The sequence below is a fragment of the Campylobacter sp. BCW_6464 genome, assembly GCF_001762775.1.
GTDB classification, from domain to species: domain Bacteria; phylum Campylobacterota; class Campylobacteria; order Campylobacterales; family Campylobacteraceae; genus Campylobacter_D; species Campylobacter_D jejuni.
Genome location: NZ_MJXM01000041.1, coordinates 161,013 through 183,924 on the forward strand (window position 1 = coordinate 161,013; position 22,912 = coordinate 183,924).

A 22,912-nucleotide genomic window follows, 5' to 3' on the forward strand; every position below is an offset into this window, starting at 1 on the left:
AAAATTTATCAAAAGAATTTAAAAATTACTCTTAATTAAAAGCAATTTATAAGTAAGATTAAGATAAAATACAAGTTTATTTTATAATTTTTTAAGGAAAAATCAAATGAAAAGAACTTATCAGCCGCATGGCACTCCAAGAAAACGCACTCATGGTTTCCGTGTTCGTATGAAAACTAAAAATGGTCGCAAGGTGATCAATGCAAGACGCGCTAAAGGTAGAAAAAGACTTGCTGTGTGAAAAATTTTGATAAATTTAGCACAAACGAGGAATTTTCATCTGTATATAAAGTAGGTAAAAAATGGCATTGCGAAGGTGTGATCATTTTTTATCTGAATAGTTATGAAAAAAAAATAGCAGTTGTTGCTAGTAAAAAAGTTGGAAAAGCAGTGGTTAGAAATCGTTCAAAACGAATTTTAAGGGCTTTGTTTGCTAAGTTTGAAAGATATCTTCAAGATGGCAAATATATTTTTGTAGCTAAAAATGAAATCACTGAACTTTCTTTTTCTAGGTTAGAAAAAAATCTAAAATGGGGATTGAAAAAACTAGAATGTTTCAAATGATATGCCTAAAAATACTCCGTTTTTATCAGAAATTCTTAAGCCCTTTAAAACCCGCTGCTTGTAGGTATTATCCTAGTTGTTCTGAGTATGCACTTTGGCAGTTTCAAAAAAAGAATTTTTTTCTAGCTTTTTTTTCTACTTTTTTTAGAATTTTAAGATGTAACCCTTTTTTTAAAGGGGGATTTGATTATCCTAGAGTTTCTAAAAATTTTTATCCTATGAATTTATGTTTTAAGCCTATATTTTTAGCAAAAAAACAACTTTGTTTTTTATACATACCTTATAAAAATAAAAGTTTTTATCTTATAAAAATCATCTTTAAAAGGACAAATCAGTGAATAATTCAAATAATATTTTTCAGCAAAAGCGTATACTTTTGGCTGTTGTGATTTCTTTTTTATTTTTTGTTGTTTATGATTATTTTTTCATTCCAAAGCAACCTTTAAAAATAGAACAAAACATTACACAACAAAATCAACAAAACACAAGCATAAATAACACTCCTAATATACAAAATACCACCACAAATACTCCAAGTGCGGCTTTAGTTTCGCAAGATAGTGTGATATCTAAGGTTCAAAGCAAACATTTTGAAGCACAAATTGACTCTTTTGGTAGAATTTCTGCTTTTTATTTAAAAGATAAAAAATACCAAAATGAGAAAGGGGAATTTATAAATCTTGTTAGCAAGGAAAATAGTCCTTATCCTTTAGAAATGCGTTTTAGTGATCCAAGTATTAACTCAGAGGCTTTTAAATTTCCTTATATTGCTAACTCTAGCAATCTTTTTGTTGATGAAAATGGAAGTCAAGTTTTAAAACTCACTCAAAATCTTTCCGGATTGAAAATCGAAAAAGATATTACTTTTTATCCAAAAGGAAATTATGAGATAGAAGTTAAACTCAGCAAAAATGCAAATTATTTTATAAGTCCAGGATATCGTCCAAATATTGCCGTAGATAGTTATACAGTTCATGGTGCTTTGGTAATGGATAATAAAGAAACCATCGAAACTTATAAAGATGGAGATGTAGAGAAGGATGAAAGTGCTAATAATGTCGTAATGACTTCGGCTTTTGATAGATACTATGCAACTTTCTTTTATAATTTTGATAAACCTTTAAATGTGGCAATCAGCAAGGATGCTAATAAAAACCCTATAGTTTTTGCTTATAGTGATAATGAATTTAAAGCAGGGGGTTATATAGGTTCTAAAGAACATGTGATTTTAAGAAGTATAGATCCACGCCTTGAAGCAGTTGTTGAATATGGTTGGTTTACTTTTATTGCTAAGCCTATGTTTGAGTTTTTGAATTTCTTACATCAGTATATAGGAAATTGGGGTTGGGCTATCGTTGTGATGACTTTAATTGTGCGTATTATTTTATTCCCACTAACTTATAAATCTATGATTTCTATGAATAAACTTAAAGATCTTGCTCCTAAAATGAAAGATATTAGAGAGCGTTATAAAGGCGATCCACAAAAAATGAATATGCACATGATGGAGCTTTATAAAAAACATGGTGCAAATCCTATGAGTGGTTGTTTGCCTATACTTTTACAAATTCCTATTTTCTTTGCTATTTATCGCGTTTTGCTTAATGCTATTGAGCTAAAAGCAGCTCCTTGGGCGTTTTGGATACATGATTTATCGGTAATGGATCCTTATTTTATTTTGCCTATTTTAATGGGTGCAACGATGTTTTTACAACAACTTATCACACCTATGACTATACAAGATCCTATGCAAGCTAAGATTATGAAATTTTTACCAGTGATTTTTACTTTTTTCTTTATCACTTTCCCAGCAGGACTTACGCTTTATTGGTTTGCAAATAATCTTTGTTCTTTGGTTCAACAATGGGTTATCAATAAAATATTTGCTAAAGAACATCACAAAAAAACAAGTGGAGCATGAAAAATGAAAATCGAAGCCATTGATCTTCAAAGTGCCTTAACAGAAGCTTCAAGAAGTTTAGAATGTTCTGTGATGGACTTAGAATATGAGATTATTCAGCATCCAAGAAAAGGTTTTTTTGGATTTGGAAGAAAAAAGGCAATTATAGAGGCTAAAGCAAAAAAAAGGATTTTGAAAAAAAATCCTAAAAAAGAATTTACAAGTTCAAAAAATCACAAACCAGAAACACATGAGCCAAAACAAGAAAACAAGATTGAAATAAAAAATGAAAAAAATAAAAGTCAAAAAGAAAAATACATAGTAAAAAGTGATGAAATTTTTGATAGTTTTCATCGAGAAAGCAAAGGAGTGCGTAATACTCAGGATATTTTAGATGAGATTCGTATTCAGCTTGTAAAACTTTTAGAAAGCTCCCAGTTTAAAATAGAGCTTAGTGAACTTAGAATGTATGATGAAGATTGTGTTTTGATTCGATTGGATGGGGAAGATGCTGCTTTGATGATAGGCAAAGAAGCACATCGTTACAAGGCTATTTCTTATCTTTTGCATAATTGGATCAATTTAAAATATAATCTTTTAGTGCGCCTTGAGATCGCTCAATTTTTAGAAAATCAAATTCAAGGTATGCAGCTTTATTTACAAAGCGTGATTGAAAAAATTAAAATTCATGGACGCGGACAAACCAAACCTTTAGATGGGGTTTTGATAAAAATCGCTTTAGAGCAGTTAAGAGCTGAATTTCCAGATAAGTATGTAGGAATTAAGCAAAATAATGATCAAAGATTTGTTGTAATAAACGACTTTTTCAAAAAAGATGAGTGATACTATAGCGGCTATTGCCACAGCTCATGGCGTGGGTTCGATTTCTATTGTAAGATTAAGCGGTGAAAGGGCTTTAGAATTTGCCTTAAAGCTTAGCCACAAAACCAAACTCACCCCCCGTCATGCTACTTTTACAAAACTTTTTAATCAAAATAATGAAATTATCGATGAAGCTATAATGATATATTTTAAAGCCCCTTATAGTTTTACAGGAGAAGATATAGTAGAGTTTCAAACTCATGGAGGATTTAGTGTGAGTGAAGTTTTACTCGAAGAACTTGTGAGTTTAGGGGCAAGACTTGCTTTAGCAGGGGAATTTAGCAAAAGAGCGTGTTTAAATGGCAAAATGACTCCTTTAAAAGCTTTAAATATACAAGATCTCATACTTTCAAAATCTGCACTTGCAGCTAAAATTATAGCACGCAACATGCAAGGAAACTTAGGAGAACTTTTAGAAAAAATTCGCACAGATTTGGTTAAAACCTTGGCTTTTGTAGAAACTAGCATTGATTATGCTGATGATGATTTACCTTCTGATTTATTAGAACAAATTTCTACTATGTGTGAAGAAAATTCTAAAATTTTAAAAGAAATTTATACACTTTCTCAAAGCAGAAAAGGACTTATAGAAGGTTTTAAAATCGCTATTGTAGGTAAGCCAAATGTAGGCAAATCCTCGCTTTTAAATGCCTTGCTTTCTTATGAAAGAGCTATTGTTTCAGATATAGCAGGCACCACTCGTGATACTATAGAAGAGAGCTTTAAATTAGGAACACATTTATTACGCATTATAGATACAGCGGGTATTAGGGAAAGTAAAGATGTTATAGAACAAATCGGCGTAGCTTTAAGTAAAAAAAGTTTAGAAGATGCAGATATTATTTTGGCAGTCTTTGATGCTTCAAGAGTGCAAGATAAAGAAGATGAGAAAATTTTTGACTTATTAGCAAATACTGATAAAAAAATCTTTTGGATTTTAAATAAAAGTGATTTAGAAAATGTTTTCAAAAATACTCAAAATAAAAATTTTATCAAGCTTAGTGCTCAAAAAGATATCACTTTGTTAAAAGAAGAATTGCAAAATTATCTTAATTCTTTTGATAGCGAAGGTATTATGGTAAGTTCTTTAGATCTTATTAATGCTTGTAAAATTTCAAGTGAAGCGATTTTTAGAGCTAAAGGACTTTTAGAGGAAAGTTCTTTAGAACTTTTTGCTTTTGAACTTAATTTAGCTATTAATGAACTTGCAAGATTTACTAAAGATTTTCAAAGAGATGAAATTTTAGACGAAATGTTTGGTAATTTTTGTTTAGGAAAATGAAAGGATAAAAATGGATAAAGAAACCATAAAAGCACATAAAGTCAGCGATGAAGAATATGCACAAATTTTAGAAATTTTAGGACGAGAACCAAATTTATTAGAACTTGGGGTTATTTCTGCGATGTGGAGTGAGCATTGCTCTTATAAATCCAGTAAAAAATATCTTAATGGTTTTCCAACTAAAGCACCTTGGGTGATTCAAGGTCCAGGAGAAAACGCAGGGGTTATTGATATCGGGCAAGGTATGGCAGCAGTTTTTAAGGTAGAAAGTCACAATCACCCTAGCTTTATCGAACCTTTTGCAGGTGCGGCTACAGGAGTAGGGGGAATTTTGCGTGATGTTTTTACTATGGGTGCAAGAGTGGTTGCAGGGCTAAATTCTTTAAAATTTGGCAATATTCATGATGAAAAATGCGGGAAACATCAAAAATACCTTGTTAAAGGTGTGGTAAATGGAATTTCTCATTATGGAAATTGCATGGGTGTGCCAACTATAGGTGGAGAATGTGCTTTTGATGAGTGTTTTAATGGAAATATCTTAGTAAATGCCTTTGCTTTAGGGGTTTGTAAAAGTGAAGATATCTTTTATGCTAAGGCTGAAGGTGTAGGAAATCCTGTGATTTATGTGGGTTCAAAAACAGGGCGTGATGGACTTGGTGGAGCGGTTATGGCAAGTGATAGCTTTAACGAAGAAAGCAAATCTTTGCGTCCTACAGTGCAAATTGGCGATCCTTTCAGTGAAAAACTTCTTATGGAGGCTTGTTTAGAGCTTTTTAAAACCGATTATATTGTGGGTATTCAAGATATGGGTGCTGCAGGGCTTACTTCAAGTTCTTTTGAAATGGCAGGAAGAAGTGGCAGTGGCATGAAACTTTACTTAGATAAAACTCCTATGCGTGAAAGCGGTATGACTCCTTATGAGTTAATGCTTAGCGAATCTCAAGAAAGAATGCTTATTTGTGCGAAAAAAGGCTATGAAGATAAGGTTATAGAAATTTTCAAAAAATGGGATTTAGATGCTGTGGTTATGGGTGAGGTTACCAATACAGGAAAAATGGAACTTTTTTGGCATGATGAGCTTGTAGGGCTTATTCCTATCGAGCCTTTAAGTGAAAAAGCGCCGATTTTAAGTCGCCCTACAAGTGAGCCAAAATATTTAAGTGAAATTAAAGACTATAAATTTGAGCTAAAATCAAGTATTCAAGAGCTTTTTATACAAATGCTTCAAAATGAAAATATAAATAACAAAGCTTTTATTTATGATCGATTTGATTCAAGCGTGCAAACCAATACCATAAAAGCCGATGGAAAATTAGGTGCTAGTGTTATTCGTATTAAAGAAAATGGCGCAAGTGTGGCTATGGCTATAGAATGTAACTCACGCTTAAATTATGTAAATCCTAAAATAGGAGCAGCTTTAGCAGTAGCTTCTGCAGGAAGAAAGGTTGCTTGCACAGGAGCTAAGCCTTTGGCAATAAGCGATTGTTTAAATTATGGAAATCCGCAAAATCCTGAAGTGATGTGGCAATTCGCACAAGGTTGCGAAGGTATTAAGGAAGCTTGTAAAGAGTTAAATACCCCAGTAGTAAGCGGCAATGTTTCACTTTATAATGAAACCGAAGGCGTAAGTATTTATCCAAGTCCTACTATAGTAAGCGTAGGGGTTTTAGAGGATGCAAATAAAACCTTAAAAGCTAGTTTTGAAAAAGAAAATTTAAGCGTTTATCTTTTGGGTGAAAGTTTAGGAGAATTTGGTGGATCTATGGTAATGAAAATCCAAGATAAAAAAGTATCAGGAAGCCTTAAAGAGCTTGATTATAAAGCTGAACTTGCACTTTGGAATTTGCTTTATAAAGCCAATCAAAATTCTTTACTTGAGTGTGCTAATAGCGTAGGAATAGGGGGTATTGCCATGACTTTGGCAAAAATGTTTGCTATTTCTAGTGTGGGTGCAAATTTAACAAGTGGTTTTGATGATAAAAAAATGATTTTTGATGAGAGTGCAAGTCGTGCTATAGTAGGGCTTAGTAAAGAAAATGAAGAAGCTTTTTTAAATTTAGCTAAAGAATTTGGAGTAAAAGCTTATAAATTAGGTGTGAGTACAAGCCAAAAATATTTTAAACTTGATAGTATTGAGCTAAGTAAAGCTGAACTTGATAAGTTTTATTTTGAAAGTTTTAAAGAGCAAATCCAATGACTCTAGTTTTAATTATACTCGTTATTTTAGTGTTTTATTGGTATTATAAAACTTGGGGAAAGCAGGATTTTTTAAACTCAGCTACAAGAGGAGCCAAAGGCTTTGCTAAGGGTTTTGCCCGTGGAGTTATGGAAGAAAGAATGGATGAGTTTAAAAGGCGTATGAATTACTATGTTATCGCACTTTTGGCAAAAATTGCAAAAAGCGATGGCAGGGTAAGTGAAAATGAAGCTGAAATGATCAAAGATCTTTTAGATGCAAATGCCAAAGATGAAAAAGAAAGAGCTTTTTTAAAAGCAAGTTTTAACGAACATAAAGAAAATTTAAGCGATGCTTTTTATGTGGCAAAAGATTTTTTAAAAGAAGTGCCTTTACCTAAAAATGAGCGTTTTAATGTCTTGCGTGTGCTTGTTTTTATGGCTTTAATCGATGCAGATTTTAATGCTAAAAAGCGTGAAATTTTAGAGCAAATCGCTAAAGCCTTTGATATAGCAAAAAGCGAATTAGATGCTTTTATTGCAAGTCTTTCAAATTTAAAAAGTTCTAAAAAAGAATTAAGTCTTGATGAAGCTTTTACTATTTTAGAACTTCCAAATAATGCAGATTTAAATGCGGTAAAAAAACAATACCGCAATTTAGCAAAAAAATACCATCCTGATATTTTAAACGCAAACAATGTCAGCGAAGAAGAGCTTAAAATCGGCGTAGAGAAATTTCAAAAAATCAACGAAGCTTATGAAAAAGTTAAAAAACATTTAGAAAGGTAAAAATGAGAGCATTACTTAGTGTGAGTGATAAAGAAGGCATAGTAGAATTTGGCAAAGAGCTTGAAAATTTAGGTTTTGAGATTCTTTCAACTGGGGGGACTTTTAAGCTTTTAAAAGAAAATGGAATAAAAGTTATAGAAGTGAGTGATTTTACAAAGAGTCCTGAGCTTTTTGAAGGGCGTGTGAAGACTTTGCACCCTAAGATTCACGGTGGGATTTTGCATAAAAGAAGCGATGAAAATCATATCAAACAAGCAAAAGAAAATGAAATTTTAGGCATTGATCTAGTTTGTGTAAATTTATATCCTTTTAAAAAAACTACCATTATGAGCGATGATTTTGATGAAATTATAGAAAATATCGACATAGGCGGACCTGCGATGATAAGAAGTGCAGCAAAGAACTATAAAGATGTGATGGTGCTTTGCGATCCACTTGATTATGAAAAAGTGATTGAGACTTTAAAAAAAGGTCAAAATGATGAGAATTTTCGTTTAAATTTGATGATAAAAGCTTATGAGCATACAGCAAATTACGATGCTTATATTGCAAATTATATGAATGAACGCTTTAATGGAGGTTTTGGAGCGAGTAAATTTATAGTAGGACAAAAAGTATTTGATACAAAATATGGAGAAAATCCACATCAAAAAGGGGCTTTATACGAGTTTGATGCCTTTTTTAGCGCAAATTTCAAAGCCCTTAAAGGCGAAGCAAGTTTTAACAATCTAACCGATATTAACGCAGCTTTAAATTTAGCTAGTAGTTTCGATAAAGCTCCAGCTATTGCTATAGTAAAACATGGAAATCCTTGCGGTTTTGCTATAAAAGAAAATTTAGTACAAAGCTATATACATGCTTTAAAATGCGATAGCGTCAGTGCTTATGGAGGAGTGGTTGCAATCAATGGAACTCTTGATGAGGCTTTAGCAAATAAAATCAATGAAATTTATGTAGAAGTAATCATTGCAGCCAATGTAGACGAAAAAGCTTTAACCGTGTTTGAAGGTAAAAAACGCATTAAAATTTTCACTCAAGAAAGTCCGTTTTTAATCCGCAGTTTTGATAAATATGATTTTAAACATATTGATGGGGGTTTTGTATATCAAAACAGCGATGAAGTAGGCGAAGATGAGCTTAAAAATGCAAAGCTTATGAGTCAAAGAGAGGCAAGTAAGGAAGAATTAAAAGATCTTGAAATCGCTATGAAAATAGCAGCATTTACCAAATCAAACAATGTTGTTTATGTAAAAAATGGCGCTATGGTGGCTATAGGTATGGGTATGACAAGTAGAATCGATGCAGCAAAGGCAGCAATCGCTAAAGCTAAAGAAATGGGACTTGATTTGCAAGGTTGCGTTTTAGCAAGTGAAGCCTTTTTTCCTTTTAGAGATAGCATAGATGAAGCAAGTAAAGTAGGGGTTAAAGCTATAGTAGAACCAGGCGGAAGCATAAGAGATGATGAAGTGGTAAAGGCGGCTGATGAGTATGGTATGGCGCTTTATTTCACAGGCGTAAGACATTTTTTACATTAAGTTTAATGGAATGTTATGTTTTTTACACATAATTCAATAAAAATTAAATAAATTATGTGTAAAATATTTCCGAAAAATTTTATTTTTAGGAAACTATGATGTTTAAAACTATAGGATTTAAGGTTTCTGCTGCAATTTTTGTGGTGTTGCTTATAAGTTTTATTGTAATGCAAGTGATTTTAAATTTGGACTTTAAAAATACTGCCAATAAAATGAGCAGGGCAAATTTAGATACCGTAAGTACTTCTGTTTTTCAAACAATGAGAATGGCTATGAATTTAGGAGATCCTGAAAAAATTAAAGAAGCCATTGAAGATGCAAAAAGTATAGAGGGTATTAGTGATATTAAAATTTATCCTTCAAAAGATACTATAGATCTTTTTGAGATGAAAGCCCCTCAAATTTCAAATGATAAGCGCATTATAGAACAATTTTCAAATCCTAAAATTCAAGCTTTAGAAGAAAATGTAAATGGTGTTGTGCATTTAAGATTGATACGCCCTTTGATTGCAGATGAAAGTTGTGTTGCTTGTCATGCAAATGCTAATGTAGGGAGTGTGATAGGGGTTATGGATATATCGCATTCTTTAGAAGGTGTTCAAAAAGATATAAGTAAAACCAGTCAATCTTATATTATAATATTTACTATTGCTTTGATTTTTACCCTTTGTGTGGTTCTTTTAATGCTTAAAGTTGTTGTTGGAAAGCCTGTTTTAGAGCTTTTAAATCATGCTAAAGAATTAGCTCAAGGAAGTGGCAATTTAAAAGCTCGTATTTCAGTTAAAGGTCAAGATGAAATTGCTTTAGCTTGTGGATATATCAATCAATTTATCGAAAAAACTCACAAGGCAGTTAGCGGTGCAAGTCATAATTCAAAAAATGTAGAAAAACAAAGCAATCTTTTAAATTCAAATGCTATTTCTTTAAGTGATATCAGTTCACAAAGTCATAAGCAAATAGATCAAAGTTTTAAACTTGGTGCAAATGTTGGCAATGAACTTGGAGAACTTGCTAGTTTGTCAAATAAGGCAAATAGTGCCAATGAAAAATCCTTTTTATTATTAGAGCAAATGCTTAAATCTTTGTTTAATGTTGCTAATAAAGTATCAACAGTATCTCAAAATGAAAATGAATTGGCTAAAAAAGTTGAAAACATGGTTAATCAAGCAGGTAATATACAAAAAGCAACTCAAATGATGGATGAGATTGCAGATAAAACCAATTTACTATCCCTAAATGCTGGCATAGAAGCAGCTAGGGCTGGTGCATTTGGACGAGGTTTTTCTGTAATTGCTGAGGATGTTAGGCAGTTGGCTCAGAACAGTGAAGAATTTTTGGGAAATGTAGCTCAAATTACAAAAGAGCTTTTGCAAAGTATTAATGAGGTTAGCGCAGAATTAAAGAAAAATGCTCAAAGTATACAAGCTTTAAATGATGACACCACTTTATTGGTTGATGATGCTAATGAGGTTAAATTATGCAACGAAGATGCTAGGGCTTTGGTAACTCAATGTACTGAAAAAATAAAAATTTCCCAAGAGAATATACAAAATTTACTTTCTCGTATGCAAAAAAATGTCGAAGTAAGTGAAAAGAATGAAGAAATTTCTAAAATTCTGCTTCAAGTTGCAGATGAGTTAAAAATAGTGTGTCATAATCTCGAAAGCGAACTTAACCAATTTCAAATTTAAAGGAATAAAATGAAAAAAACGCTTCAAATTGCTTTAGCTGCAACTTTTTTTGCGGGTTGTGCTAGTACTTCTGTTACTTCATCTACTTCTAAAGGTAATAATGAACTTGTGCAGAACCAGCTTTTCAAAATAGAAAAAATTATAGTTAATGGTAAAACTTTTGATCCAAAAAACGCAGAGGAAAGTCCAAATATTAGTTTTGAAAATAATAAATTTTATGGTTATTCAGGATGTAATCGTTTTTTTGGTTCTTACCAAACTAAGGCAGATACTTTGCAAATCGAAGGTGATCGCGTAGCTTCAACTCAAATGCTTTGTCACCCAATGGATGTAATGGATTTTGAAAATTCTTTCCTTTCAAATTTCAAAGGAACTTTTAAAATTTCAAATGAAAATGGAAAACTTGTTTTAAGTAATGATGAAATGAAAATCTTTTTTAAATAATACACTAAAGCCTCGAAATATCGAGGCAATCTTCTTAAATTTGACAAAATTCCAAAAAATGATACAATTATAATTTTATTATCAAAAAAGGTAGTTAAATGATAAAATCAATTCCTGAATGGAGTGAGCAAGAATACCTCATGCTTTCTTTACCTCATGAAAAAAGCGATTGGAGTCCATATTTAGAGGAAATTTTGCAAAGTTATAAAGAATTTGTAAAAGTGGTAAGTGAATTTCAAAAAGTTTTACTTATAGCTCCTAAACAGAGTGATTTTGAAAATTTTAAAGATATAAAAAATGTTGAGTTTTTTAAATGTGATACAAATGATACTTGGATACGTGATTTTGGAGCTATAGATATAGTAGAAAATAATCGTTTAAAGGCTCTTGATTTTACTTTTAATGCTTGGGGAAATAAATTTCAAAGTGAGCTTGATAATGCTGTAAATTCTAAGCTTTTTAAAGAAAAATTTAAAGAGGGGCTTAAAAAGGTGGATTTTGTTTTAGAAGGAGGAAGTATTGACTTTAATGGAGAGGGTGTGATGCTTACAAGCTCTCATTGTCTTTTAAATGAAAATAGAAATTCTCATCTAAACAAAACCCAAATTGATATAAAATTAAAAGAAATTTTTGGTTTAAAACAAATTATTTGGCTAGAAAATGGTTTCATAAAAGGTGATGATACAGATCATCATATCGATACCTTAGCAAGATTTATAGATAAAAATACCATAGCACATTGTGTTTGTGAAGATGAAGAGGATGAGCATTATTTGCCTTTGCAAAAAATGAAAGAAGAGCTTAAAAAAACAGGCTTTGATTTAGTAGAACTTCCTATACCTAAGCCTTTATACTATAAAGGAAGAAGATTGGGGGCGACTTATGCGAATTTTGTTTTTATAAATAATGCTTTAATTGTGCCTTTTTATAAGGATAAAAATGATGAAATCATAACTAAAAGACTTTCTAAAGCTTTACCTAGTCATAAAATTATAGGAGTAGATGCAAGAGTGTTTTTACGACAAAACGGTTCTTTGCATTGTTCTTGTCAAAATCGTTTCAAAGGTTTAAGATGAGTTTGCAAAAAAAAGCAACTCTTGTAGCAAGTTTATGTGCTATTGTTTTAGCCTTGGTTAAATTTATAGTAGGCTTAACAAGTGGTTCTGTTGCGGTGCTTTCAAGTGCGATTGATTCTTTAATGGATTTTGCTATTTCTGCTTTTAATTTTTTAGCTCTTAAAAAAAGCTCACAAAAGGCGAATGAAAATTATAATTTTGGTTTTTCTAAAATTGAAGCTTTAATGGGTTTGTTAGAAGGTGTTTTTATAGTTGGCGTGGGGATTTTTATTTTTTATGAGAGTATTTTAAAGATTTATTATAAAGAAGAAATTAAAGATTTAAATTCAAGCATCTATGTGATGATTTTTGCTTTAATTATGACTTTTTTTCTTGTACTTTTTTTAAATTATGTAGCTAAAAAAACCAAAAGTTTGATTATAGAAAGTGATGCTTTGCATTACAAAACAGATTGCTTAACCAATGCTTGTACTTTAGGGGCTTTGGTTTTGATTTATTTTACAAATTTACATATTATTGATGCTATTTTTGGGATAGTGATCAGTCTTTATACGGCATTTTCTGCTTTTAAAATCATTAAAAAAGCTTTGGCTTTTTTAATGGATGAGGCTTTACCTAAGGAACAAGTGGATAAAATTTGTATTTTGATTTCTAATAATCCTGAAATAATTTCCTATCATGAATTAAAGACGCGTAAAACTCCAAGTTGTAATTATTTAAGCGTGCATTTGGTTTTTTGCCCTATAATTTCGCTTTTAAATGCGCATAAAATTTCAGATGAAATAGAAGAAGGTGTGCGTAAGATGTTTGAAAATGAAAAATGGGATATACAAATTCATTTAGATCCTTATGATGATGCAGAACAAGAAAGGCAAAGACAATGAAAATCGCTTTAATACAACAAAAATTTCACTCAAACAAAGAACAAACTATAAAAAAAACTTGCGAATTTATAGAAGAAGCCTCTAAACAAGGAGCTGAGCTTATTTGTTTAGGAGAGCTTCATCAAAGTGAGTATTTTTGTCAAAGTGAAAATGTGGATTTTTTTGACTATGCTAATGATTATGAAAAAGATGTGAAATTTTGGGCAAATATAGCTAGAAAAAATCAAATAGTGCTTATTACTTCATTATTTGAAAAACGAAGTGCCGGACTTTATCATAATACTGCAGTGGTTTTTGAAAAAGATGGTTCTATAGCAGGTAAATATCGCAAAATGCACATACCTGATGATCCTTGTTTTTATGAAAAATTTTATTTTACTCCTGGAGATTTGGGTTTTGAACCTATAAATACAAGTTTAGGTAAGCTTGGAGTGCTTATTTGTTGGGATCAGTGGTATCCTGAAGCAGCAAGAATTATGGCTTTAAAAGGAGCTGAGATTCTTATTTATCCCACGGCAATTGGTTGGTTTGATAAGGATGAAGATGAAGAAAAACAAAGGCAGCTCAATGCTTGGCTTGGTGTTCAAAAAGGACATGCTATAGCTAATGGTTTATATGTAGTAGCTATCAATAGAGTAGGTTTTGAAAAAGATGTAAGTGGGGTAGAAGAGGGCATTAGATTTTGGGGAAATTCTTTTGTTTTTGGCCCTCAAGGTGAAGAACTTTGTCTTTTAGATTCTCAAAACGAATGTGTAAAAATCATAGAAATAGATAAAAAAAGAAGTGAAAATGTGCGTCGTTGGTGGCCTTTTTTGCGAGATAGACGCATAGAATATTTTGCAGATTTAACTAAAAGATTTATTGATTAAATCAATAAATCTTATTTGTTTTGTATATTTTCAAGATAGCTTTTTATTTGCTCTTTTTCTTGTTCGTTTAAATTTATAAAACTTATTTCTTTAAGTCTTGATAAAAGCAAATTATCTTCTAAAATTTCATTTTTTCCTATTTCTAAAGAAGTGATGACGCTAGAACTTATGAGAAGTCTTTGGGTTGCATCTTTTCTTAAGCCCCATATATTATGTATGGCAATATTATTATCTGTAATTTGTCCTGCATAAAGCATAATATGTCCAGGTAAATAAAGTAAACTAAGATAAGCTTTCCCAAAGCGGTTTAAAAAATCTTTTTTTTGAGAATTACTAAGAGTGCTTATATCAAAATGATTAAAAGAATTTTTTTGTGCAGCTGAATTTCTTGGTAGATAAAGTCCAAAAGCTGAAAAGATATCACGAGTTAGTAAAGAACAATCTCTTTCAAAATTATAACCGCCCCAGCCATAAGGCAAATTTAAAACTTGTGAAAGTTGATTTTTTAAATTTTTATCATTGAATTGTAAAGGAAATTTAGATACATCTTTTTTAGAAATTTTATATTTTTTAGAGCCTATTTTTCCATAAAAATAGTTTTTATCTTCTTTGTAGCAAGGATAAATAGCGCCAATTCTACTTTCAAAGAAAAATTTACCATCCTCGCTATAGATAGGAAATTTTTCTTTTAGTGGTGTGATAAAGTTAAGATTTTCATAGATTTTCGCTCTATCGTTTGAGAAAAATTCCAAATTTTTACTTTCAACAAATCCAAATCCAGCTTCACCTAAAACAAAAGCATAACGCTTATCTTTACTAAAATGTGAAATTAAGACAGGGGCTCCAGCATTTAAAATGCCATCGCTTGCATAGTCAAAAGGAATTCCTTCATTTTCAAAAAAAGGATTTTTTAAGATAGCTCTTTGGGTTGGAAGATTTTTAATGATTGTATTTTGGATAATTAAAGCTTTTTGATTAAGTTTACCGAATTCTTGGATATTTGCGTTATTTATAGCGTTTTTAAACCATGAAAGTGGAATAATTTGTTTATTGAAAAAATAATAAGTATTTTTTGAATTTAAATATAAAGGAAAGGACCAAAAAATATTTTGTCCTTTGTAATTTTTAAACGAATCATGCCAAGGGTTAAAGAAATATTTTTTATATCGTTTTGCATCAAAATTAATATCGTAAGCAAATTGTGGCAAAATGCTTACATTTTGTTCGTATTCAAGTTTTGCATAATGTTGATTTTCATTTTTTTGTTCTAAATTTTCATGATGAAGTGAAGTTAAATTTTTTGTTGAACAAGCTGTTAAAAATAGCACTATAAAAGTAAAATATAAACAAGATTTCATAATCAACCTTTTAGAAAAAATAGTTATAATTAAAGCCAAGGAAATATAATGCTTGATAAACTAGAAAAAATTTTAGCTTATGATAATGTTTTTTTAAGTGGTGGTGCTGGAGTTGGTAAAAGCTTTTTGACAAATGAGCTTATCAAATCTTATAGAAAACAAAAAAAATTAGCCATAGCTCTTGGTTCTAGTGCTCTATCGGCGTTTAATATAGGCGGTGTTACTTTACACAGCTTTTTTTGTTTAGGGTATTGTGATGATATGATGAAATTAAGCACATTGGATCGCAATCAAAAACAAAAAGAAAAATTAATAAAACTTAAAGAGCTTTTAAAAACGATTGAGCTTATTATTATCGATGAAATTTCCATGGTTAGCGCAAGTGTTTTTGAAATGATAGGCTTTAGACTTAAAAATTCTCAATTTAATGGAAAAATTTTAGTTGTAGGAGATTTTTTTCAACTGCCTCCCGTAATTAAAGAAAAAAAGGAAACTTTATTTAACCATTCTTATTATGCTTTTTCTTCATTTTTTTGGCAAGATTTAAATTTTAAGAACATTAAACTTTCTCAACCTAAAAGAACACAAAATATGGAATTTTATAACTATTTATCTTTGATTAGACAAGGTTTTTTAGATGAAAAAATTTTAAGCTTTTTTGAATCTTTGCGAATTGATTATAAAGAATTAGAAAATTTAGAAGATGATTATACTTTACTTTGTGGTATCAATAAAAAAGTAAACAATATTAATCAAGAAAAATTAAGCAAACTTGAGACCCCACTTGTATGCTTTAAGGCTCAGGTTAAAAAAGAAGATAAGAGAATAAAAGATGAAGAACTTGATTCTTGGATTAGAAGCTTAAATATATTGGAAGAATTAAATATTAAAATAGGTGCTCGTATTATTTTTTGTGTAAATAATTGGGATAAGAATTATTATAATGGTGAGCAAGGCATTATAGAAGATATTCTTTATGAAGAGGAGAAAATTTATATTAGTATTATTAAAAATAATGGGATGAAAATTTTACTTGAACCTTATACTTTTTTCATGGAAGAACTTGAACAATCAGGTAAAGATTTTGTTGTTAATATTCTTGCAAGTGTTACACAGTTTCCTATTAAGTTAGCTTATGCTATTACTATACACAAATCACAAGGCATGAGTATTGAAAAATTAGTGTGTGATATTGATCATATTTTTGAAAATGGACAGCTTTATGTCGCTCTTTCTCGTGCCACAAATCCAAATACTTTAAAAATTTATTCTACAAAAAAGATAAATTTTGGATTTTATTTTGCTAATATTTTAAAAATAGATTCTAATGTGATCGAATTTTATAAAAAACATAATTTTTTAGATCTTGAAATACAAGAACAAATCATTTAAAGGCATTAAATGAAAAAAATATTTTTAAGTGTTTTTTTGGTTTTGAGTTTAAATGCTCAAAATCTTGAAATAGATAAAATAAGAACAGATTTGTATTCTAAAAGTGGGGCAAATGTTCTTAAAAAAGTTGAAATTTCTTTGGAATTTGATGGGAATAATTTAAAAGAAAATGAAAATAAGTTGATTGATGCTGTAAATACAGTAATTTCAGGGTTTTTTTACGAAGATATTTTTACAGAAATTGGAAAAAATAATTTTAAAAAAACTTTAGAAAAATTTTTAGATAAGAAGTATAAGATTAAATTAGATGATATATATATCATATCTTTAAGCGGAGTGGAAAAATTTGATTTAGAGGAGTTTAAACGCTTTTTAGAAAGTACTGAGGCTAAAGAGAAAGGTATGGGCAGCGAGGTAAAAAAAGCACTTGAAAACTTAGAAGTTCCTAAAACTCAAGTTCCTGGTGTTGAAAAGATCCCAACTCCTAGTGTTCCAAATTTAGAAGCCAAGCAAGTTGAACAGCTTTTCAAAGATTCAGATGAAGAAAATAAAAATGACAATGGAGAAATCAATATAGATAATTTAAATACACCTAAAATGACTCCAGATATAGAAGAAAAAATTAAAAGAGATTTAATCGCCAATCCTCCACAAATATTCAAAGAAAATAACGCAAGCAAGCCTTATCATTTACCACAAACAGGTTATGATATAAAGCTTGATGAAAATACAACGCAAAATTAGCGAACTATATCATAATTTTGCGGAATTTTTGCCTTAAAAACATCGGAATTAATTTTTGGATTTTTAATTTGATTGTTTAGATTGATTATAACATCATTTTCAAATTCATCTTTATAGGATATGCTTTGAATTTGCTCTTGATTGAGTTTAATTGTATAATTTATATTATCATATTTTGCTACAAGTTTATCTTTATCTATAAGACTTGCTTTTTTGAAAATTTCATTAAGATTTGGAATGTTATCAAGATGAGAGAAAATGACTTGCTCTAGATCGTGCTCTATTATGGTTACTTGATTTTTGTTAATATAAATCTCTTTTTTACTAGGAGTATCATAACTCCAATATGCTTGATCTTTACTCAGTATAAAATGTCCAGAATAAGAAAGTGTAGAGTTTTTGGATTTTACTATTTGGATAAAATCGCTTGAAAAGGTATTAAAATTAAGATCAAGGGCAAAAAGTTGTCCTATAAAAATAAAAAATATCAAGAATGTTTTTTTCATTTATTTTCCTTAAAAAATTATATTTTTTATATCATTCTAGCTAATTTTAATTAAATAATCGTTATAATGATAGTTTGAAAAATTTATAAAGGTTTAAAAATGTTTTTAAATACCTTAAAAGCCGTTTTTGGAACAAAAAATGATCGTGAAGTTAAAAAATACTTCAAGCGTGTAGCACAAATCAATGCTTTAGAAGGCAAATATCAAAATTTAAGCGATGATGAATTAAAAGCCGAATTTGCAAAATTTAAAGAGCAAATTTTAAGCGGAGAAAAAAACGAAAATGATATCTTAAATGATGTTTTTGCTATAGTCAGAGAGACAGGTAAGAGAACTTTAAATATGCGTCATTTTGATGTGCAGTTAATCGGTGGTATGGTTTTACACGATGGAAAAATCGCAGAAATGAAAACAGGAGAAGGTAAAACCCTTGTAGCGACCTTGCCTGTAGTTTTAAATGCCATGAGTGGCAAAGGCGTACATGTCGTTACAGTGAATGATTATCTAGCCAAAAGAGATGCTGAGCAAATGAGTGCGATTTATAATTTTTTAGGTTTTAGCGTAGGCGTGATTCTTTCTTCTCAAAATAGTGACATAGAGCACAAGCAAGCTTATGATTGCGATATTACTTATGGAACCAATAATGAGTTTGGTTTTGATTATTTGCGTGATAATATGAAATTTTCAAAAGTTGAAAAAGTTCAAAGAGAGCATAATTTTGTTATTGTAGATGAAGTAGATAGTATTTTAATTGATGAGGCAAGAACTCCGCTTATCATCAGCGGCCCTACAAATCGCACTTTAGATGGTTATATTAAAGCCAATGAAGTAGCTAAGCAAATGCAAAAAGGCGAAGCAGTTTTACCTCCTGCAAAACCTGAGGGTGATTTTGTGGTAGATGAGAAAAATCGTAGTGTTTTGATTACCGAAGCAGGTATTGCTAAGGCTGAAAAACTTTTTGGTGTAGAAAATTTATACAGTCTTGATAATGCTATCTTAGCACATCAGCTTGATCAAGCTTTAAAGGCACATAATCTTTTTGAAAAAGATGTGCATTATGTTTTAAGAAATAATGAAGTTATCATCGTTGATGAATTTACAGGGCGTTTAAGTGAAGGACGTCGTTTTAGCGAAGGATTGCATCAAGCTTTAGAAGCCAAAGAAAATGTAAAAATTCAAGAAGAAAGCCAAACACTAGCAGATATTACTTTTCAAAATTATTTTAGAATGTACAATAAACTTGCAGGTATGACAGGAACTGCACAAACAGAAGCGACTGAATTTTCTCAAATTTATAGTTTAGATGTTATTTCTATACCGACAAATATTCCTATTAAAAGACAAGATAAAGATGATCTTATCTATAAAACTCAAAATGAAAAATTTAAAGCCGTAATTGAAGAGATTAAAAAAGCCAATGCTAAAGGTCAGCCTGTGCTCGTAGGAACCGCAAGTATAGAGCGCAGTGAAGTTTTTCACAATATGCTTGTAAAAGAGAAAATCCCTCATCATGTTTTAAATGCTAAAAATCACGAGCAAGAAGCTTTGATTATCCAAGATGCAGGTAAAAAAGGTGCCGTAACTATCGCTACAAATATGGCAGGTCGTGGTGTGGATATAAAAATCGATGATGAGATTAGGGCTTTGGGTGGGCTTTATATCATAGGTACAGAAAGACATGAAAGCCGCCGTATTGATAATCAACTTCGTGGTCGTGCAGGAAGGCAGGGCGATCCTGGAATAAGTCGTTTTTATCTAAGTTTAGAAGATAATCTTTTAAGAATTTTTGGCGGGGATCGTATTAAAAGCATTATGGATCGCTTAGGTATAGAAGAGGGCGAAAGCATAGAGTCAAGAATCGTTACAAGAGCGGTTGAAAATGCGCAAAAAAAAGTAGAAAGCTTACATTTTGAAAGCAGAAAGCATTTGTTAGAATACGATGATGTAGCAAATGAACAAAGAAAAACTATTTATCGTTATCGTAATGAGCTTTTAGATGAAAACTATGATATTAGAGCTAAAATTTCTCAAAATATCGCTGAATATAGCGCAAATGTAATGAATGATTATATGCTTGATGAAAGCGGTTTTAATGTAAATTTTGAAAATTTGAAAGCAAAAATTTTATATGAGTGTTCAACTCAGATTAGTGAAAAAGATTTTGAAAATTTAAGCGTCATTGAAATGCAAGATAAGCTAAGTCAAATTCTTGAAAATTCTTATAACGAAAAGATGTCAAGACTTGAGATTAAAGAATTGCGTAATATAGAGCGTATTTTATATTTGCAAGTTTTGGATAATGCTTGGAGAGAGCATTTGTATCAAATGGATATTTTAAAAACAGGAATAGGACTTCGCGGATACAATCAAAAAGATCCTCTTGTGGAATATAAGAAAGAAAGTTATAATCTTTTCTTGGAGCTAGTTAATCGTATTAAATTTGATAGTATTAAACTACTTTTTAGTGTGCAATTTAATCAAGAAGAGGTACAAAATTTAGAAAATAAAGCCAATGAAGAAAATGAAAAGCTACTTCAAAGCTCAGTAGAAATGGGCGCAAGCGAAGATAATCTTGGCGAAGCTGAGTTTAAAAAAGTTCCACGCAATGCTCCTTGTCCTTGCGGAAGTGGAAAAAAATTTAAAGAATGCCATGGAAAAAGTGGTCCTAAGCAAGGAATTTTAGCTTGAATAAAAGCGTTTTAAAATATTTACTTTTTAAATATTTAAGATTTGATAAAGAACAACCCTTTATCAATCTTTCTATGCTTTTGGCCTTTTTGGGAGTTTGTGTAGGACTTTGCGTTTTGCTTGTAGCTATGGCAATTATGAATGGTTTTGATAAAGAATTTGAAAAACGCTTTTTTGTGATGAATTATCCTATTACTATTTTGCCTAAATTTTACGCTCCTGTAAATGATGAATTTATAGATGAGTTAAGAAAAACATTTCCAAATTTGTTATTTAGCCCTTATATAAGCACTCAAGTTGTTGTAAAGGGAGATAATCGTTTTGAAGGTGGTGTGCTTTTTGGCGTTAATTTTAATGATGAAAAAAAAATAAACGAAGTGGTTGCTAAAGCTTTAAAGGATGAGAATTTAAGTGGTTTTGATATACTTGTAGGATCAGCACTTATTGATGAATTTGGTTTGCATAAAAATGACAAACTTTCACTTATTTTTTCAAATCTTAATCCTAGTGGATTTTCTTTAGTACCGCAAACTAAACGTTTTGATGTTAAAGCGCGTTTTACTTCAGGGCTTGCATTTTATGATAAAGCTTATATGTACACAGATGTTGATGCATTGAAAAAGGTACTTGGAATGCCTAAAAATCCAAATTATGATGGAGTTCATGTATATAGTGATAATGCTTTTAAGGATGTTGAAAAAATTAAATCTTATTTAAAAGACGATTATGCTGTAGTAGGTTGGTGGGAACAAAATAAAAATTTCTTTTCAGCCTTAGAGCTTGAGAAAAGAGCGCTTTTTATAGTGTTGATGCTTATTATTTTGGTTGCAAGTTTAAATATAGTAAGTTCTTTATTGATGATAGTAATGAATCGTCGCAGTGAAATAGCACTTTTACTTGCCCTAGGTGCAAGCAAAAATGAGGTAAAAAAGAGTTTTTTTGCCTTAGGCATGCTTATTGGCGGCGGCGGTATGATAGTGGGTGTGATGCTTGCATTTTTTGCTTTATGGCTTTTAGGAAATTTTGATATTGTAACTTTACCTGCTGATGTTTATGGAACTAGTAAATTACCACTTGATTTGTCTTTAATGGATTTTTCTTTAACCATTATAGGTGCTTTAATAATCATAGCTTTATCGTCTTTTTATCCTGCAAAAAAAGCAACTCAAATTAACATTTTAGATACTTTAAGAAATGAATAAATTGTAATTTTGGAGATTTTTATTGTCTTTGTTTATCCAAAAAAATAAGAATTTTAAACCTTTAAAACCTCTATCAAAGTCAAAAATAATCACTAATTTAATTCTTTTGATTTTATTTTTAATATTGTTTTGTTATTGTAGTTTTAGTATAAGTGCTTATCATTTTGATTTTAGTGCAATTGCGACCTATAAAGAAAAATTTCTTCAAGGTTTTTTAAATACTTTAATAATCAGTTTTTTTTCTTTATTACTGAGTATAATTTTGGGTGGAGTTTTTTGTGCTTTTTCTTTAAGTTCAATTGTTTTTTTAAGATTTTTATCTATATTTTACATAGAGCTTATCAGAGGAACCCCTTTACTAGTGCAGGTATTATTGATATATTATATCGTTGCAAATAATTTAGGACTTGATAATCGATATGTGGCTGGAGTTATTATTTTATCATGTTTTTCTGCTGCTTACTTAGCTGAAATATTTAGAGCTGGAATTTTAAGTATTTCTATATCTCAGCTTGAGAGCGCTAGGGCTTTAGGGTTAAAAGAGATGCAGGTTTTTGCGTATGTAATTTTTCCCCAAGCTTTAAAAAATATTTTAGCACCTCTGAGTGGACAATTTGCAAATTTAATTAAAGATAGTTCATTATTAAGCGTTATTGCTGTAAATGAATTAACCCAAAGTGCACAAGAGATAAATTCTTATACTTTTGCTACTCTTGAAGCTTATGTAATTTTGGCTATTACATATCTTGTTTTGACTTTACCTATAAATATATTTTCTCGTTATTTGGAGAGAAAATGCCAAAAATGATTTAAAAAAGCTTGACAAATAGAGCTAATTTTGGCATAATCACATTTTTATTTCAGAAAATGTCTCGTTAGCTCAGCCGGTAGAGCATCTCCCTTTTAAGGAGGGGGCCGTTGGTTCGAATCC

21 protein-coding genes are annotated in these 22,912 nt (G+C 30.6%); 19 read left to right on the plus strand and 2 right to left on the minus strand.

Features of this window, described 5'->3' with window-relative positions; all coding sequences use genetic code 11:
- Positions 1-106 precede the first annotated feature (106 nt).
- The 14 genes from rpmH to AJ885_RS03615 all read left to right on the plus strand — a co-directional run bounded on the left by rpmH (position 107) and on the right by AJ885_RS03615 (position 14,091).
- Positions 107-241: a 50S ribosomal protein L34 gene (gene rpmH, locus AJ885_RS03550; protein ID WP_002776864.1), complete on the plus strand. Its 135-nt coding sequence runs from the start codon at positions 107-109 to the stop codon at positions 239-241.
- Positions 238-564, plus strand: coding sequence for a ribonuclease P protein component (gene rnpA, locus AJ885_RS03555; protein ID WP_002853349.1), 327 nt, complete (start codon positions 238-240; stop codon positions 562-564). Before rpmH ends, rnpA begins: the two co-directional genes overlap by 4 nt.
- Complete coding sequence (gene yidD / locus AJ885_RS03560; protein WP_002865962.1) at positions 561-902, plus strand: membrane protein insertion efficiency factor YidD; 342 nt, start codon at positions 561-563, stop codon at positions 900-902. Before rnpA ends, yidD begins: the two co-directional genes overlap by 4 nt.
- On the plus strand, positions 899-2,485 hold the full coding sequence (gene yidC / locus AJ885_RS03565; RefSeq protein WP_002861707.1) for a membrane protein insertase YidC: 1,587 nt from the start codon (positions 899-901) through the stop codon (positions 2,483-2,485). Before yidD ends, yidC begins: the two co-directional genes overlap by 4 nt.
- 3 nt (positions 2,486-2,488) lie before the next feature.
- On the plus strand, positions 2,489-3,307 hold the full coding sequence (locus AJ885_RS03570) for a Jag N-terminal domain-containing protein (protein ID WP_070210211.1): 819 nt from the start codon (positions 2,489-2,491) through the stop codon (positions 3,305-3,307).
- The gene (mnmE, locus tag AJ885_RS03575) at positions 3,300-4,628 is read left to right on the plus strand and encodes a tRNA uridine-5-carboxymethylaminomethyl(34) synthesis GTPase MnmE (protein ID WP_044780272.1); all 1,329 of its coding nucleotides are present in this window, start codon (positions 3,300-3,302) and stop codon (positions 4,626-4,628) included. Before AJ885_RS03570 ends, mnmE begins: the two co-directional genes overlap by 8 nt.
- 10 nt (positions 4,629-4,638) lie before the next feature.
- Positions 4,639-6,825 carry a phosphoribosylformylglycinamidine synthase subunit PurL gene (gene purL / locus AJ885_RS03580; RefSeq protein ID WP_070280752.1) on the plus strand — a complete coding sequence of 729 codons (2,187 nt, stop codon included), beginning with the start codon at positions 4,639-4,641 and terminating at the stop codon, positions 6,823-6,825.
- Positions 6,822-7,592, plus strand: a complete 771-nt coding sequence (locus tag AJ885_RS03585; RefSeq protein WP_058000671.1) for a DnaJ domain-containing protein — start codon at positions 6,822-6,824, stop codon at positions 7,590-7,592. Before purL ends, AJ885_RS03585 begins: the two co-directional genes overlap by 4 nt.
- Before the next feature lie 2 nt (positions 7,593-7,594).
- On the plus strand, positions 7,595-9,127 hold the full coding sequence (gene purH, locus AJ885_RS03590) for a bifunctional phosphoribosylaminoimidazolecarboxamide formyltransferase/IMP cyclohydrolase (RefSeq protein ID WP_070210209.1): 1,533 nt from the start codon (positions 7,595-7,597) through the stop codon (positions 9,125-9,127).
- 98 nt (positions 9,128-9,225) lie between these two features.
- The gene (locus AJ885_RS03595) at positions 9,226-10,818 is read left to right on the plus strand and encodes a methyl-accepting chemotaxis protein (RefSeq protein WP_002861702.1); all 1,593 of its coding nucleotides are present in this window, start codon (positions 9,226-9,228) and stop codon (positions 10,816-10,818) included.
- A gap of 9 nt (positions 10,819-10,827) precedes the next feature.
- Positions 10,828-11,262, plus strand: a complete 435-nt coding sequence (locus AJ885_RS03600) for an META domain-containing protein (protein WP_002871471.1) — start codon at positions 10,828-10,830, stop codon at positions 11,260-11,262.
- A gap of 98 nt (positions 11,263-11,360) precedes the next feature.
- On the plus strand, positions 11,361-12,338 hold the full coding sequence (locus AJ885_RS03605) for an agamatine deiminase (RefSeq protein ID WP_002871472.1): 978 nt from the start codon (positions 11,361-11,363) through the stop codon (positions 12,336-12,338).
- Positions 12,335-13,222 carry a cation diffusion facilitator family transporter gene (locus AJ885_RS03610; protein WP_002861699.1) on the plus strand — a complete coding sequence of 296 codons (888 nt, stop codon included), beginning with the start codon at positions 12,335-12,337 and terminating at the stop codon, positions 13,220-13,222. Before AJ885_RS03605 ends, AJ885_RS03610 begins: the two co-directional genes overlap by 4 nt.
- Positions 13,219-14,091, plus strand: a complete 873-nt coding sequence (locus AJ885_RS03615; protein ID WP_002871473.1) for an N-carbamoylputrescine amidohydrolase — start codon at positions 13,219-13,221, stop codon at positions 14,089-14,091. Before AJ885_RS03610 ends, AJ885_RS03615 begins: the two co-directional genes overlap by 4 nt.
- An 11-nt stretch (positions 14,092-14,102) precedes the next feature.
- Here AJ885_RS03615 and AJ885_RS03620 read toward each other — a convergent pair whose 3' ends face one another.
- Complete coding sequence (locus AJ885_RS03620; protein WP_070210207.1) at positions 14,103-15,449, minus strand: SH3 domain-containing C40 family peptidase; 1,347 nt, start codon at positions 15,447-15,449, stop codon at positions 14,103-14,105.
- Positions 15,450-15,497: 48 nt separating this feature from the next.
- Between AJ885_RS03620 and pif1 the strand changes: the two genes are divergently transcribed.
- Positions 15,498-16,841 (plus strand): ATP-dependent DNA helicase Pif1, encoded by a 1,344-nt coding sequence (pif1, locus tag AJ885_RS03625; RefSeq protein WP_070210206.1) that lies wholly within the window; start codon positions 15,498-15,500, stop codon positions 16,839-16,841.
- Between the two features lie 9 nt (positions 16,842-16,850).
- Positions 16,851-17,585: a hypothetical protein gene (locus tag AJ885_RS03630; protein ID WP_070210205.1), complete on the plus strand. Its 735-nt coding sequence runs from the start codon at positions 16,851-16,853 to the stop codon at positions 17,583-17,585.
- Here the strand turns inward: AJ885_RS03630 and lolA are convergent.
- Positions 17,582-18,091: a LolA-like outer membrane lipoprotein chaperone gene (lolA, locus tag AJ885_RS03635; protein ID WP_002871477.1), complete on the minus strand. Its 510-nt coding sequence runs from the start codon at positions 18,089-18,091 to the stop codon at positions 17,582-17,584. The two genes, AJ885_RS03630 and lolA, sit on opposite strands and share 4 nt — an antisense overlap.
- Positions 18,092-18,190: 99 nt before the next feature.
- Between lolA and secA the strand changes: the two genes are divergently transcribed.
- From secA to AJ885_RS03650, 3 genes are read left to right on the plus strand one after another with little or no spacing between them, the layout of a single operon-like run.
- Complete coding sequence (gene secA / locus AJ885_RS03640) at positions 18,191-20,779, plus strand: preprotein translocase subunit SecA (RefSeq protein ID WP_070280754.1); 2,589 nt, start codon at positions 18,191-18,193, stop codon at positions 20,777-20,779.
- The gene (locus AJ885_RS03645; RefSeq protein ID WP_002861692.1) at positions 20,776-21,981 is read left to right on the plus strand and encodes an ABC transporter permease; all 1,206 of its coding nucleotides are present in this window, start codon (positions 20,776-20,778) and stop codon (positions 21,979-21,981) included. The genes secA and AJ885_RS03645 overlap by 4 nt, the downstream gene beginning before the upstream one ends.
- A 22-nt stretch (positions 21,982-22,003) precedes the next feature.
- Positions 22,004-22,789, plus strand: a complete 786-nt coding sequence (locus AJ885_RS03650) for an amino acid ABC transporter permease (RefSeq protein WP_002861691.1) — start codon at positions 22,004-22,006, stop codon at positions 22,787-22,789.
- Positions 22,790-22,912: the final 123 nt, after the last annotated feature.

Bases quoted from the DNA above. Each gene is read 5' to 3' on its own strand.
- rpmH (WP_002776864.1), top strand. From the start codon at position 107: ATGAAAAGAACTTATCAGCCGCATGGCACTCCAAGAAAACGCACTCAT.
- yidD (WP_002865962.1), top strand. From the start codon at position 561: ATGATATGCCTAAAAATACTCCGTTTTTATCAGAAATTCTTAAGCCCT.
- AJ885_RS03570 (WP_070210211.1), top strand. From the start codon at position 2,489: ATGAAAATCGAAGCCATTGATCTTCAAAGTGCCTTAACAGAAGCTTCA.
- mnmE (WP_044780272.1), top strand. From the start codon at position 3,300: ATGAGTGATACTATAGCGGCTATTGCCACAGCTCATGGCGTGGGTTCG.
- purL (WP_070280752.1), top strand. From the start codon at position 4,639: ATGGATAAAGAAACCATAAAAGCACATAAAGTCAGCGATGAAGAATAT.
- AJ885_RS03585 (WP_058000671.1), top strand. From the start codon at position 6,822: ATGACTCTAGTTTTAATTATACTCGTTATTTTAGTGTTTTATTGGTAT.
- purH (WP_070210209.1), top strand. From the start codon at position 7,595: ATGAGAGCATTACTTAGTGTGAGTGATAAAGAAGGCATAGTAGAATTT.
- AJ885_RS03595 (WP_002861702.1), top strand. From the start codon at position 9,226: ATGTTTAAAACTATAGGATTTAAGGTTTCTGCTGCAATTTTTGTGGTG.
- AJ885_RS03600 (WP_002871471.1), top strand. From the start codon at position 10,828: ATGAAAAAAACGCTTCAAATTGCTTTAGCTGCAACTTTTTTTGCGGGT.
- AJ885_RS03605 (WP_002871472.1), top strand. From the start codon at position 11,361: ATGATAAAATCAATTCCTGAATGGAGTGAGCAAGAATACCTCATGCTT.
- AJ885_RS03610 (WP_002861699.1), top strand. From the start codon at position 12,335: ATGAGTTTGCAAAAAAAAGCAACTCTTGTAGCAAGTTTATGTGCTATT.
- AJ885_RS03615 (WP_002871473.1), top strand. From the start codon at position 13,219: ATGAAAATCGCTTTAATACAACAAAAATTTCACTCAAACAAAGAACAA.
- AJ885_RS03620 (WP_070210207.1), bottom strand. From the start codon at position 15,449: ATGAAATCTTGTTTATATTTTACTTTTATAGTGCTATTTTTAACAGCT.
- pif1 (WP_070210206.1), top strand. From the start codon at position 15,498: ATGCTTGATAAACTAGAAAAAATTTTAGCTTATGATAATGTTTTTTTA.
- AJ885_RS03630 (WP_070210205.1), top strand. From the start codon at position 16,851: ATGAAAAAAATATTTTTAAGTGTTTTTTTGGTTTTGAGTTTAAATGCT.
- lolA (WP_002871477.1), bottom strand. From the start codon at position 18,091: ATGAAAAAAACATTCTTGATATTTTTTATTTTTATAGGACAACTTTTT.
- secA (WP_070280754.1), top strand. From the start codon at position 18,191: ATGTTTTTAAATACCTTAAAAGCCGTTTTTGGAACAAAAAATGATCGT.